This is a genomic window from Clostridium beijerinckii (assembly GCF_018223745.1).
Classification (GTDB): Bacteria; Bacillota; Clostridia; order Clostridiales; family Clostridiaceae; genus Clostridium; species Clostridium beijerinckii.
In genome coordinates, this window is record NZ_CP073653.1 from 817,750 (window position 1) to 831,992 (window position 14,243).

12 protein-coding genes are annotated in these 14,243 nt (G+C 30.9%); 8 read left to right on the forward strand and 4 right to left on the reverse strand.

Annotated features, from left to right (window positions below; genetic code table 11):
* The first annotated feature begins 1 nt into the window (after position 1).
* The 5 genes from KEC93_RS03940 to KEC93_RS03960 all read left to right on the forward strand — a co-directional run bounded on the left by KEC93_RS03940 (position 2) and on the right by KEC93_RS03960 (position 6,553).
* Entirely contained in the window at positions 2–2,347 is a 2,346-nt protein-coding gene (locus KEC93_RS03940) for an ATP-binding protein (protein WP_077868106.1), read from the forward strand.
* 924 nt (positions 2,348–3,271) lie between these two features.
* Positions 3,272–4,249 carry a mannose/fructose/sorbose PTS transporter subunit IIA gene (locus tag KEC93_RS03945; protein ID WP_023975729.1) on the forward strand — a complete coding sequence of 326 codons (978 nt, stop codon included), beginning with the start codon at positions 3,272–3,274 and terminating at the stop codon, positions 4,247–4,249.
* Positions 4,250–4,284: 35 nt separating this feature from the next.
* Complete coding sequence (locus KEC93_RS03950; RefSeq protein ID WP_017209435.1) at positions 4,285–5,091, forward strand: PTS mannose/fructose/sorbose transporter subunit IIC; 807 nt, start codon at positions 4,285–4,287, stop codon at positions 5,089–5,091.
* Positions 5,092–5,110: 19 nt separating this feature from the next.
* Positions 5,111–6,022, forward strand: coding sequence for a PTS system mannose/fructose/sorbose family transporter subunit IID (locus KEC93_RS03955; protein WP_011968058.1), 912 nt, complete (start codon positions 5,111–5,113; stop codon positions 6,020–6,022).
* 153 nt (positions 6,023–6,175) lie between these two features.
* Complete coding sequence (locus KEC93_RS03960; RefSeq protein ID WP_023975728.1) at positions 6,176–6,553, forward strand: DUF956 family protein; 378 nt, start codon at positions 6,176–6,178, stop codon at positions 6,551–6,553.
* A 210-nt stretch (positions 6,554–6,763) separates the two neighbouring features.
* On the opposite strand, the gene KEC93_RS03965 is transcribed toward KEC93_RS03960, so the two are convergent.
* Both KEC93_RS03965 and KEC93_RS03970 read right to left on the reverse strand, forming a co-directional pair.
* The gene (locus tag KEC93_RS03965; RefSeq protein ID WP_077868105.1) at positions 6,764–7,555 is read right to left on the reverse strand and encodes a nitroreductase family protein; all 792 of its coding nucleotides are present in this window, start codon (positions 7,553–7,555) and stop codon (positions 6,764–6,766) included.
* A gap of 584 nt (positions 7,556–8,139) precedes the next feature.
* Positions 8,140–9,381 carry an MFS transporter gene (locus KEC93_RS03970; protein ID WP_077868104.1) on the reverse strand — a complete coding sequence of 414 codons (1,242 nt, stop codon included), beginning with the start codon at positions 9,379–9,381 and terminating at the stop codon, positions 8,140–8,142.
* Between the two features lie 198 nt (positions 9,382–9,579).
* Between KEC93_RS03970 and KEC93_RS03975 the strand changes: the two genes are divergently transcribed.
* Both KEC93_RS03975 and KEC93_RS03980 read left to right on the forward strand, forming a co-directional pair.
* On the forward strand, positions 9,580–10,422 hold the full coding sequence (locus KEC93_RS03975) for a helix-turn-helix domain-containing protein (protein WP_244999362.1): 843 nt from the start codon (positions 9,580–9,582) through the stop codon (positions 10,420–10,422).
* A 211-nt stretch (positions 10,423–10,633) separates the two neighbouring features.
* On the forward strand, positions 10,634–11,521 hold the full coding sequence (locus KEC93_RS03980; protein WP_077868102.1) for a GNAT family N-acetyltransferase: 888 nt from the start codon (positions 10,634–10,636) through the stop codon (positions 11,519–11,521).
* A gap of 130 nt (positions 11,522–11,651) precedes the next feature.
* On the opposite strand, the gene KEC93_RS03985 is transcribed toward KEC93_RS03980, so the two are convergent.
* Complete coding sequence (locus tag KEC93_RS03985; protein WP_111944709.1) at positions 11,652–12,566, reverse strand: IS3 family transposase; 915 nt, start codon at positions 12,564–12,566, stop codon at positions 11,652–11,654.
* Positions 12,539–13,219 carry a helix-turn-helix domain-containing protein gene (locus KEC93_RS03990; protein ID WP_011968065.1) on the reverse strand — a complete coding sequence of 227 codons (681 nt, stop codon included), beginning with the start codon at positions 13,217–13,219 and terminating at the stop codon, positions 12,539–12,541. Before KEC93_RS03990 ends, KEC93_RS03985 begins: the two co-directional genes overlap by 28 nt.
* A 225-nt stretch (positions 13,220–13,444) precedes the next feature.
* Between KEC93_RS03990 and KEC93_RS03995 the strand changes: the two genes are divergently transcribed.
* Positions 13,445–14,215 carry a putative phage replisome organizer gene (locus KEC93_RS03995; protein WP_077869552.1) on the forward strand — a complete coding sequence of 257 codons (771 nt, stop codon included), beginning with the start codon at positions 13,445–13,447 and terminating at the stop codon, positions 14,213–14,215.
* The last annotated feature ends 28 nt before the right edge of the window (positions 14,216–14,243 follow it).

The window sequence follows — 14,243 nt, forward strand, 5'->3', positions numbered from 1 at the left end:
TATGAACGATGAACTATGTATCTTAATTTGTGAAAGTTTCAAAGCTGAAGTGGAGAGTATGCGAGGCGCTTTGAAAAATGGAGATGTTGAATTTAAATACTATTCAATGGATTGTATAAATTGCAAGCGTCAAAGACAGAAATTATATGATGGCCTTATTGAATCAGGTTATTGCAGTGACTCAGTTATTTTGCTGCCAACTCAGAAGGGTTCTGGAAGAGATGAGAATCTTGCTGGTGAAAGTATTTTCAATTCATGTCTTTCATTATTGGCTGGAGGTGATCTAATAAATTACCTTTCTTCAATGGGGTATTATTTGACTACACCAGGTTGGCTAAAAAGATGGAAGCATATTATTATGGACATATACGGATTTAATCAAGAAACTGCACGTGAATTTTTTTCGGAATACTGTAAAAAGGTGGTTCTTATTGACAGTGGCGTATATAGCAATATCCTACCTTATTTAATAGAGTTTTCAGAATATATAGGAATGAAATATGAAATTATAGATGTAGGTTTGGATTGCTTTTCAAGCACTATAAATAATTCATATAAAAATTGGAAAGTTAATAGACTAGAATATATTTTAAATTTAAAAAACAAGCAGGTCACTGATTATGCTCTCGTATTTGATTTCCTTGAAAAAAAAGCAACACTTTTAAAACGTGAAGACCTGATTAAGAATATTTTTACTTTATTTGAAATGTTGACCGGTGCTAAGCATCTCGCATTTCTTCCTGTAATTGAACATAAAAAAGGAGAAATAATTTTCCATCAAGAGAAGTTGTATAAAAGTGAACTATATGATATCCACAACTCAGAATTTAGGCAAAATTATTTTCTTACTTCCTCAGGAGCAGGATTTATTTTTAAGATAACTTTTGATAATGAATTAATGGGTTATATGGAAGTGGAAGATATTATGTTTCCTAATTATATGGAAAGCTACTTAGATTTATCAAAAACAATCATTATAATTCTAGGAATAATGCTTTTTAATTCAAAGATTTATGAGAAATTAATTGATACAAATGAAGAACTTCTTTCATTGAATAATGAGCTTGAGGTTCTTGTTGATAAACGTACTTCTCAACTGTTGGAGGTTAATGGAAACCTTGAAAAAACAAACTGTATGTTAGAAGAAGAAATCGAAGAGCATAAGTTAACTGAGACTAAGCTTAAAGCTGCAAAAGAGGAAGCAGAAAGAGCAAACTCAGCTAAAAGTCAGTTCTTGGCAAATATGAGTCATGAAATAAGGACACCTATGAATGGGATTATGGGAATGACTAGCTTATTGGAATTTTCAAAGTTGACAGATGAGCAAATTGACATAGTAAAAATGATTGAAACTTCTTCAAAACATCTTCTTCAGATTATTAATGATATACTTGATCTCTCAGTAATGGATGTAGGCAAGATTGAACTAAAGCCAGAACGTATAAACATATTTAATTTAATGAATGAAAGTAGAAATTTATTTACATATTTAGCGGAGAATAAAGGACTGAAGCTTGAGATTATTGTTGACAATAATTTACCGAATGAAATCATATTAGATAAGGGTAGATTAATGCAAGTTTTAAGCAATTTAATAGGAAATGCAATTAAGTTTACTGAAAAAGGTAAAATTCAAGTATCCGTAGATAAAGTTGAGGATAAAGAGAATAAAGTGAAGCTAATGTTTTCTGTAAAAGATACAGGGATTGGAATTAAGGAAGAAGACATTCCGAGATTATTTAATTATTTTACGCAGTTAGATATATCGGCTTCAAAAAAATTCCAAGGGACTGGTCTGGGGCTTGCCATTTCTAAAAATATCGTTAAGCTTATGGGGGGAGAAATATCTGTTGAAAGTCATTATGGTAAAGGAAGTACATTCTACTTTACTTGTTTGTTTGATATTGCTATTGATAGTAGGGAATCATCAAATATTCAAAAAATATGTATAGATAACAAGACTTATTTAGAAACTAGGATATTACAAGTTGAAGATGATACTATCAGCCAGCGATTTATGAATCAATTATGTAATATTGCAGGGTGGAAAATAAAAATAGCTTCAAATGGATTAGAGGCATTGAATATACTTGAAAATGAGGATTTTGATATAATTCTTATGGATATTCAGATGCCAGATATGAGCGGAATTGAACTTACAAAAATAATTCGGGAAAAAGAAAAGTTAACTGGTAAACATATTACTATAATCGCAATGACAGCATATGCAATGGGAGGAGATAGAGATATATGTATTAATACAGGCATGGATGACTATATTAGTAAACCAATTGAAGTTATGAAACTTAAAGAAGTTATTACTAAGTATAGCAATAACTATAAATAGAGCATTTATAAAATATTAAAAAATATAAAAGTTTCTACATAAACTGTACAATAGGATGCGAAGAAAAGTAAGAGTGGTCTAGAGTATATTCACTAATTAGTTAGGCAATTTTATGTGTGTTTAAGATGGAAATTATAAAGGCAGTTCTTCCATATCAACATGAAACCTACGAAAATCTGGAATTCGGATTTTCGTAGGTTTTTATTTTGTGGGAAATAAATTTATTATTATTAAACTTCCAATAATTTTCAACTATATATTTGTATTGATATTGCCTTTTGTGGTAACAATTATTATATCTGAAGTAGTTTATAGAATTCCTAGAATTAGGTTTCTATTTGGCATAAAAAATAATATAAACAGTTTGAATATAAATAAATAATTATTATCTGGACTTCTCTCATCCTTTATGAATAGTGTGTATGTTAATTTGAATATATTATTTCATTTTGTTCTTTTGATGTTTTTAAAATGGTTAAGGAATTTCTAATATAAAGCGAGTTTGAATAGAATATGTTTTTTATAAAAGTGGGAAATTTATAGTATAAAAATTATTTTATGAAAGTTAGTTAAAAATATTAAAAAATGTATTGCATAACTAAAAGAAAAGTGTTAATATGAAAACGTAGTTTAGAGAGAGGTTCTTAGAGAGGGACTTTTGGTAGACTATAATGAAATAATAATAAATAATATCTAGCATGTTACTGATTCGATCAGGCATAAGCATAGAGAAGTAAAATGAAGTAATATTTATTCGTTAAAAACACATATTTTGTACAGTTTTTATAGGGTATTATCATATTTTTTTATGATTTAATTTTGGTGTACAAATATTGTGGCAATATACGAATATATACTATTGTTTTATTTCCAAATGCTTATGCCTTTTGTTTTTGTAACAAATAAAAAATAGGAGGTATAAAAATGGTAGGAATTATTCTTGCTAGTCATGGAGAATTTGCTAAAGGCATCATGCAATCTGGTGCGATGATTTTCGGAGAACAAGAAAACGTAAAAGCTGTTACGCTTATGCCTAGCGAAGGACCTGATGATCTTAGAGCAAAAATGAAAGATGCAATCGCATCCTTTGACAACCAAGATGAGGTTTTATTCTTAGTTGATCTTTGGGGTGGTACACCATTCAACCAAGCGAATATGCTATTTGAAGAACATAAAGACAAATGGGCAATCGTAGCTGGTTTGAATTTGCCAATGTTGATTGAAACTTATGGTGCACGTCTTTCAATGGAATCTGCTCATGAAATTGCAGCTTATATCTTAAATGCAGGTAAAGAAGGAGTTAAAGTTAAACCCGAGGAGTTAGAACCAGCAGATACTGGTAATGCTTCAGGAGCGGGAGCAGGGCAATCTAATGCAGGTGCACCTGGATCGTTTGAATACGTTTTAGCTCGTATCGACTCTCGTTTACTTCATGGTCAAGTAGCAACTGCTTGGACAAAAACTGTAAATCCCACACGAATTATTGTCGTGTCAGATGATGTAGCTAGAGATACTCTTCGTAAGAATTTGATTACGCAAGCTTCTCCTCCGGGGGTTAAGGCTCATGTTGTTCCAGTTGATCATATGATTAAACTTGCAAAAGATGATAAGCATTTTGGAGGCCAACGTGCAATGCTTCTTTTTGAAAATCCAAAAGATGTGCTTAGAGCTGTAGAAGGCGGAATACCGCTAAAGACGGTCAATGTTGGTTCAATGGCTCATTCTCCAGGTAAGGTTCAACCAAGCAAAGTTTTAGCTTTCAATCAAGAAGATATCGATATATTCAATAAGCTTAAACAAGCTGGACTTACTTTTGATGTGCGTAAAGTACCAAATGATTCAAAAGCAAATATGGACGAAATACTTAAAAAAGCACAAGAAGAATTAAAAAAATTAAAATAATCTAATTATTTAGAGAAAAAGGAGGATTAATAACCATGACTTTAAATATAGTTCAAATTATATTAGTCATTTTAATAGCATTTTTAGCTGGTGTAGAAGGTATCTTAGATGAATTCCAATTTCACCAACCGATAATTGCTTGTACATTAATTGGCTTGGTTACAGGTAATTTACTACCATGCTTAATCTTAGGTGGTACTCTTCAAATGATAGCCTTAGGTTGGGCAAATATTGGTGCTGCTGTAGCACCTGATGCAGCATTAGCCGCTGTTGCATCTGCAATTATTTTAGTTCTTGGAGGTCAAGGTGAAGCAGGAGTTGCTTCAGCGATTGCTATTGCTGTTCCTCTAGCAGTTGCAGGATTATTATTAACAATTATTTGTCGTACACTTGCTACAGCGTTCGTACATTTTATGGATGCTGCTGCTAAAGAAGGAAATCTTAGAGCTATTGATATGTGGCAAATCGCTGCTATTTGTTTACAAGGTATACGTATTGCGATTCCAGCTGCACTAGTATTAGCAATCGGTGCTGGTCCTATTAGTTCATTACTTGCTGCTATGCCTACTTGGTTAACAGGCGGTTTAGCAATTGGTGGTGGAATGGTTGTAGCTGTTGGTTATGCAATGGTAATCAACATGATGGCTACAAAAGAAGTATGGCCATTCTTTGCAATTGGTTTTGTATTAGCAACTGTTTCACAAATTACACTTATCGGACTTGGTGCAATAGGTGTAGCTTTAGCACTTCTTTACTTAGCACTTAGCAAACAAGGTGGCTCAGGTAATGGTGGAAGTTCAAATACTGGTGATCCTTTAGGGGATCTAATAGATAGATACTAAGAAGGGAGAGGAAACGAAAATGTCAAAAGAATTAAAATTAACAAAAAGAGACCGTATTTCTGTTTGGTTCCGTTCATTTTTCCTTCAAGGTTCTTGGAACTATGAAAGAATGCAAAATGGTGGTTGGGCATTTGCAATGATTCCAGCAATCAGAAAATTATATAAGACTAAAGAAGAGAGAGCTGCAGCATTAGAACGTCACTTAGAGTTCTTTAACACTCACCCATATGTAGCTTCACCAGTTGTTGGTGTAACATTAGCTTTAGAAGAAGAACGTGCAAATGGTGCACCAATCGACGATGTAACTATTCAAGGTGTTAAGATTGGTATGATGGGACCTTTAGCAGGTATCGGAGATCCAGTTTTCTGGTTCACTGTAAGACCAATTTTAGGAGCATTAGCTGCTTCACTTGCTCTAGGTGGTAACATCCTTGGACCAATTATCTTCTTCTTCGCTTGGAATATCATCCGTATGGCATTTATGTGGTATACACAAGAGTTTGGTTACAAAGCAGGATCTCGTATTAGTGAAGATTTATCAGGTAATATGCTACAAGATATTACAAAAGGAGCATCTATCCTTGGTATGTTCATCTTAGGATCGTTAGTTAACAGATGGGTATCTGTTAAATTTGCACCAGTAGTATCATCTGTTAAATTAAGTGATGGTGCATTTATTGATTGGAGCAAACTTCCTGCTGGAGCAGAAGGTGTTAAGCAAGCTCTATTACAACAAGCATCAGGTATGTCATTAACTGATACTAAGATTACAACATTACAAAATAACTTAGATTCATTAATCCCTGGATTTGTAGGATTATTAATTACACTTCTTTGTATGTGGTTACTTAAGAGGAAGGTATCTCCAATTCTTATAATTCTTGGATTGTTCATAATTGGTATTGTTTTCCACTTGATCGGTTTAATGTAGTACTTTTTTACTTAGCCTAGGCTTTTTAGCCTGGGCTTTTGTTAACAATATTAATCGTGTTACTTTTAATAGACTTTGGAATAATTGATAAAAACATGTAAAGAATATATAATAAAAATAAATGTGTATATAAGTAGAAAAGAGGTAGATAGGATGGTTGAGTCACTCAATACAAAGGTTGATCTAGCAATTGATGGAACATCTTTTGCTGGCGTTGCAGATTACGGCAAGATTATGATAGGTGACAAAGGTTTTGAGTTCTATAATTCTCGTGATTATCGTAAATTTATTCAAATTCCTTGGGAAGAAGTTGACTATGTGATTGCATCTGTATTATTTAAAGGAAAATGGATTCCACGATATGCAATTCGAACGAAGAAAAATGGAACATATACTTTTTCTTCTAAAGAAGCAAAGAAAGTGCTTCGTACTGTTCGAAATTATGTTGATCCAAATCATATGGTTTATTCATTAAGTTTTGTTGATGTAGTGAAAAGAGCACTGAAATCTACATTTAAGAAGAAGAGCTGATCGACTAAAGAAGTCATCATGTTTATAAAGTAAAACTTTTCAGATAGAGCTTTATATTCACAGTTGAATTTAGTTGAACTTATGCAACAAAGAGTATTTTGTCTTGCATTTTTCTTTCTACCATGAAACCCACTAAAATAGATAGTAGATTTTAGTGGGTTGTTTTAATGTAAAATATTCAAATATTTATCTTGATTTTATAGAGCAATGCTAATTTACAAAAGTAAACTCTAATGGATCTTTATCAACTAATCTTGGATAAGTATATTTAGGATATCCCACCATAATAGCACCAGTGATTTTCTTATCTTCAGGGATGTTAAATAATTTAAGTAATGGAGAATTATCTTTCATAGCAATTCTTTCAAGCATCCCAGCCCAACATGATCCTAAGCCTAGTGTTGGCGCATATAGCTCCAAATATGTTAATGAAAGAATTGAATTTTCTCTTCCTCGTGGAAAGTTTGAATTAGCAGTTGCTAGGATAAGGCTGGATGCTCCACGCAAAATTGTATCAATTCCTTTTTCACGGTATGGCTTTGTGAATTCACTCGATACATTATCCTTTTCAAATTCTTCGATGACAATTTTAACAGCTTTATCAAGTATCTTTCTATCATCAATGATAGTATAAGATATTCCTTGAAGATTATGTCCACTAGGAGCAAAATGTGCAATATTCACAAGATCTATTAATTTTTCTCTTGGCACAGGAGTTTCTTTATATGAGCGGATTGAGCGCCTTGAACGAAGAAAGTTTTCAGCCTCCTCAGGACTTAGTTTTGGAAATCTTTTTGAACTGATTTGATTGGCTAATGGTGTTTTTATATTATCAATTGCTTTCATTGGGCATATAGCTACACAATGACCACAGGAAATACAGTCATCACCGCAAATTTCTTTAGGTCCATTTTCACTAAGTTCTAATACACGTTCTGGGCACTCATTTACGCACAAACCACATTTAATACATTTATCTTGATTTACAGTTATCAAATTCATTTTTATCTTCTCCTTTACTTTAAACATATTCCTTTAAGTAATAAGATTTATTTAATAGTATTATCGTATTAAAGATATATATAGATTTCCAATTTAAGAATTCAATTTATTAGATGAACATATTTATAAAGCTTCTAAAATTTTAAGTTTATATCTTCACTAGAAATCATAAATATATTTGTGGAGAAAACATTTGAAAATGAGCTGTTAAAGGTTCTTAGCTGTAGGTTGTTCCACTTTAGCTTGTCAAACTGAAAGTTGGAGCATGCTAAAGTGGATACAACCTGCTGCTTAGAACCTTCAGCGATATTTTCATAGCTTTTCGGAATCAAAATATTTATGATTTCGGTAAGCATCACACAAGTCTAAATTTAAAGTTGGATATCTATAATATGCTTAACAATATAAAATTAATGAAAGTAAATTCTTTTTAATCCATTATACAATTAAAGAATTCTTTTAAATAGATGATAAATTATCATAGGATAAATAATCACAGCAGTATTATCATTATTAGCAGTAAATAATTTTTTAGGAATATGAGTTTGTTATTTTTTTGATTATGTCTTAAAGTACTTCACAAATTACTGATGAGTTGGTTGATTTTTAGAGGTAAATGCACTTGAGGATTTAGTATTATTTTCTCTATTCAAAAGATCATTAGTGATTAAATAATAAACACACGCTAGTAAAAGTACGCTGCAGCTTGCAATTGTAATTCCAATAATACCAAATGAGTGGTATACAGATGTACTTATCCATGATCCAAGGGACCCACCTAAGTAATACCCAACCATGTAAAGTGAATTTAATCTGCTATGATTTTGGAGACTAAGCTTATAAATCCTTCCTTGATTTAGAGACATATTCATTCTTGAACCAACATCTAAAGTAAAGGTTACGAGAATTATAATTATAAGTTTGGACCAGCCTACACCTAAGATTAAAAAAGAAACAAACATTATAGCTAAAGCAAAAAGGTTCCATAAGCTTACTTTTTTACTATTTGTAAGTTTTCCCGAAAATCCAGCGGCTAACGCACCTGCTATACCTAAAAAGCCAAAGAGTCCAACTATTGCACTTCCATAACTATAAGGAGAACCTTCTAAAATAAAGGATAATGAAACCCAAAAAATATTAAAGGCACAAAAGGCAGCAGCACCAAAAACTATTGTTTCTCTTAATACTTTTTCTTTTTTTAATAATGGAGGTAAAGATAGTATGATATTTTTATATGAACTTTCCTTTTTTACATTATCATTTGGGAGAGAATAAAATAAGTATACTGCAAAAATTAATAAAACTATTGCTGCAAATTCATGAACTCCTCTCCAGCCAATTAGTTGGCCTAGAACTCCACCTAGAACTCTACCGAGTAAAACTCCAAGAAATACTCCGGTTAATAAGTGACCAACAATTATACCACGTTTTTCTGACGAAATATTTGAAGAAACAAATGGGATTATAAGCTGTGCTGAAACACTTGAAATCCCCATAAAAAAGCCTATAATTACTATTAAATTAAAGGTAGAGACTAAAGTCATTAAATATAATAATATAGCTGAACAAATAATACTTAAAATGATTAATAGTTTTCTACTATACCTGTCTCCTAGTGGAACAATGAACAACAATCCCATTGTATAGCCTATCTGTATAGCTGTTACAAGCTTACCAGATGCTGAAGCAGGTATAAAAAAATCATTGGAAATATTGGTTAATAAAACTTGATCGTAGTACAAATTAGCTACCATAATTGCACAAATAATTGATAAAATAAATAATAATTTGTTTGAAAAACTTTTGTTTTCTAAAGCTCTATTCATTTTCACATCTTCCTCTCTATAGCTTATGAAGATAGTGTATAATGAAAGTATTATTTTAAATAGAAGCTAAGTTATCATATGATTAATAATACTATGTTTAGCAGACCTTAATCATAATTCTAAAAGTATTGCAAGAATTTTAGCTGCGATTGTGAAATGTGCATTGTGAATTACAACATATATAATAATAAAGTTTATATGAATAGAGATGGGGAGGTAATAATGATATCTAAAAACAAAGAACTTGGATTATTTTTAAAAAAGAAAAGATCCACATTAAGACCAGAACAATTTGGACTCAAATTTGATAAAAGAAGAAGGGTGAAAGGATTAAAGAGAGAGGAAGTCGCTGATTTAGCCGGAGTAAGTATTGACTGGTATGTGCGTATTGAACAAGGACAAGATGTTAATCCATCAATAGATGTGTTGCTTTCCTTGAGTAGGGTTTTGCAATTAAATAATGAAGAAAAAAGATATTTATTTAATTTATCAGATAAGAAATTACCTGTAGAAGACTTTGCAGCTGTTACTATTTCTAATACATTACAAAAATTCTTAGACAATCAAAATCCAAGCATAGCTTATGTTACTGATAGTAAATTAACAATGATTGGATGGAATATGGCGGCACTAAAAGTTTATGGTAATTATGAAGAAATGGATGAAAAAGAAAGAAACTCAGTTTGGAGAGCTTTTAATGATGATTATCTAAAAGAACTGTTAGATAATTGGGAAGGGCATTCTAAATTACGTGTTGAACAATTGAGAGCAAATTACGGTTATTATGAGAATGATAATACAATAAATGCAATTATAAATGAATTAAATGAAAAAGATCCTCTATTTAATAAATGGTGGAATAATCAAGGTATTATGGGAACACCAGAAGGTCAAAAACTTTTACATCATCCTTTAGTAGGGGATTTATACCTAAGTTATATTTCATTTAGGTCCACAGAAATAGAGGGAGCAAGTATCACCATTCAAATGCCTATAGATGATGAAACAAAGAATAAATTAAAGCAGCTTATCTTAGAATAAATAATATTCATCATTAAGCTTATTGCTCTTAATGGAATCATAATTATGCCATATTTTTAGCATAAGAATTCAGAATAATGTAGCACGTTATTTCTTTCCTGTAATAGTCATAAAAGCTCTGTAAATTATAAATTGATTTATGAAGTCAACTTGTAATAAAAACGAAAGTGAGTTATAATTGTTGATAATGTCAATTAATTTGGAGGCGAATATGAGAAACGAAGAGATAATTAGAAAAGAGGTAAGATTAATTGTGAGAGAATTAGGGCTGCTTAATCACAATTGCCTAAATTCTGAATTAACACTGGCTCAAGCTCATATATTAAATTACATAAAACAAAATGGAAAAACTCCTTTTAATGAATTGCTAATAAATTTAGGTATTGATAAGGCTTCGTTAAGCAGGATACTTAATAATTTGGAGGCTAAAAATTATTTGGAGCTGAAGAAATCAGAAGCTGATAAAAGAATGAAAGATATTTGTATTCTTCCATTAGGTATTAAGGCTATAAATAGTGGAGACCATGAAGCAAATAAATTTATTAATGAAATTTTAAATTTAGGGGATAGTGAAGATACAGAAAATATTGTGGGAGCATTTAGATTATTTCGCGTTCTTGCATTAAAAAACAATCTCAAGAAGAATGATTCTAGAATATTAATAGAAAGAATTTCTGAAAATTATATAAAAGAAGCAATTGAATTAGCAACAGAAGTATTTACTAATGAGCAAAGCATTCCAGAAGAATTGGTTCCAGTGAGTGAAAATTTAAAACCAATTTGGTGGTGCGCAAGAGTAGGAGAAGATATTATTGGAGTAGTATCAGCATGGAAAGAAAAAGATAAATGGCATTGGGGAAGATTTGCTGTTGATAAAAGATTGAGAGGCATGGGACTTGGTCAGAAGCTTGCTATAGTTTCATTAAAAGAAATTTTTAATTCTTATACTGACGAAATTTACATTGAAGCAAGAGATGCAACTCTAAATATGTTAATGAAATTTGAATGCAAAGTAATTGGAGAGGCAGAAGATTTTTATGGTGAACCTGTAACTCCAATAATATTAAGTAAAAGTAATTTTATTAAGAGATGTAAATAGAGAAAAGAATCAATTTAATTAGTAGCAAAAGATTATTTTAAAGGTAATATTATTAACTATATCATAAAAAAACACGAGAATCTAAAATTGAACTGCCCCCTGTCAAGTAGACAGATGAAAAAACAAAAAATTATGAAACCAAGGTCTGATTTCGATATTCAATTGGAGTCAGACCTTTTAAGTTTTTCTGTAGTCTTTTTGTATTATAGAAAACTATGTATTCATCAATTGCTTGTCTCAATTCTTCATATGTATAAAATTTTTGCAAATAGTACATCTCACATTTTAGAGTTCCCCAAAAACCTTCCATTGGTCCGTTGTCGATACATCTGCTGACACGTGACATGCTTTGAGTTGCTTTGATTTTATCAAGTTTAGCTTTGAAAGTCCTATTAGTATACTGAAATCCTCTGTCACTATGAAACAGTGGCTTTGCAGTCGGATTAGCACTTACTGCTAAATCAAATGTATCAAAAACAAGCTGATTGTTATTTGAGTGACCAACAACATAAGAAACAATGATCTTATCAGCTAAATCAAATATTGCGCTAAGATAAGCCTTTTTACCATTAAGTAGTTTAAATTCAGTAACAGCTGTTAGCCATTTTTCATTTGGTTTCTTTGCATAAAATTCTCTATTTAATTTGTTTTCTGCTGTAATTTGTGGAGTACTTTGAATATAATGCTTTCTCTTTTTTCTTATAACTGATCTCATGTTAATAGATTTCATTAATCTATAAATTCGTTTATGATTATACTGTTTATCCAGGAGTCTATTTATATTCATTGTTATCCGACGGTATCCATAGATACCATTTACATCTTCATAAAGTTTAACAATCTCTTTTAGTATTATTGAATTTTCCTTATCTAATTCAGTCTCTGAACGGTTAATCCATTTGTAGTAAGATGATCGTGCAATCCCAGCTAAATTGCATAGATCAGCCATTGGATAGCCATTTTTTTCATGTAATTCTTTTATAGAAATATATTTATATTCTTGGAGTCTTTTAGTGCTTATCGCCTTCTTTCTACTTCTTTCAATTTTTTTAAGAAATCAATCTCCATCTTTAAACGTCTATTTTCTGCTTCAATAAGTTTTAATTGTGCGGATAATTTATCAGACTCAGTAATCTCATCAGTATCTTTACGCTTACCGCGACGGTCTATTAGCTCTTCATATCCATTAGCTTTGTATTTTCTTACCCAGGTATAAACTTGTTGATAAGAAACATTAAATTTATCAGCAGTAGCTTGATAATCATCATTATTCGAAATGCAGAATGCAACAATCTCAATTCTTTCTTCATAAGTAGTCTTTCTTCCATTAGTCATAATTCTATCCCCTTGCTTATTATGAGATTTAATTGTTTTATGACCATTATACTTCTTAATCCAATCGCTGAGAACACGAGGAGATGAAATTTCATATGTGCAGCATATATTTCTTAAAGAGCCTTTTCCAGCTAGATAATCTTTAACTGCATTAAGTTTAAGCGAATCGCAATAATATTTGTTTTTTGTAGAAACTATTAAATTTGCTTCACCAACATCATTATATATTTTCAACCAGTCATAAAATGTGGCACTATGAATTCCCATCTCATCGCATATCTGTATAACTGCTTTTTCTCCTGATAGGTATTCTTTAATTCCTTTCAATTTCTCTTCCAGAGAACATTTCGTTTTTCTTGACATTAAAATACCCCCTTTATAGAAACAGTTTTATTATTTTAACTGTCTACTATAAAGGGAGCATATCAAAATTTAGATTTTCGTGTTTTTTAGTTATTTCTAAGGTTATTTTAGTTTTCAAAAAGTTTTAGAAAAAAATTTATAGATATTCTGTTATTTTATGAATTGAGACATATATCTTAATTGAAAAGAATAGAAAAATAAAAATTTTTAGGAGGAGCAATTAAGATGAAAGAGAGAAGATATGTAAGATTTAGAGTTGATATGTATGATGATACAAAATTTAAAATAATAGATAGAATGCCAGAAAGAGATGTTATTTATTATATCTGGACTAGAATTGTAATTTTAGCTGGGAGAGTTAATCTAGATGGCAACTTATATATGTCAAAAAGCATTCCATATACATTAAAGACTTTAGCTATAGAATTTAATAGGGATGAAAGTCAAGTAAAATTGGCATTAGATACATTTATAGATCTAGAAATGGTTGAAGTTATTGAAGAAAATGTTTATAAAGTAAAGAATTTTGCAAAACATCAAAATATCAAAGAAAAGGTTAAAGATATTACTGAGGATAAAGAAAAAATGGGTAAAAAGGATAGTAAGTTAAAAAGCGAAGAGACTAAAAGTGTTGAAAATATCTATGATGAAAAACATGATATTGAAGAAGAGCTTGGCAATGAAATTATTGAAAAGCAACAGCAGAAAGACAACAATATGTGTAATATGGAGAATGCAATTGATACTAAGAATAATATAGAAATTAAAAATGAAGGAATCAGCGATAATAAGAACATAATAAGCACGGGGAAAATTAATGGTGTACCGAAAGGCAATATACCTGTACCTTTAGTGATGAATAAAAATAAGAAGCCGAAGAAAAATACGGATATTGAGGTTACTGATGATGAAGATGATGATGAATTCGGTTTTTATGAAGGAGATAGAAAGCCTTTAGGTAAAGGCGAAAGTGTATTTAGTGAGTTTTCTTTTTAGCTCAAAAAGAAAAATACGACTTAATATT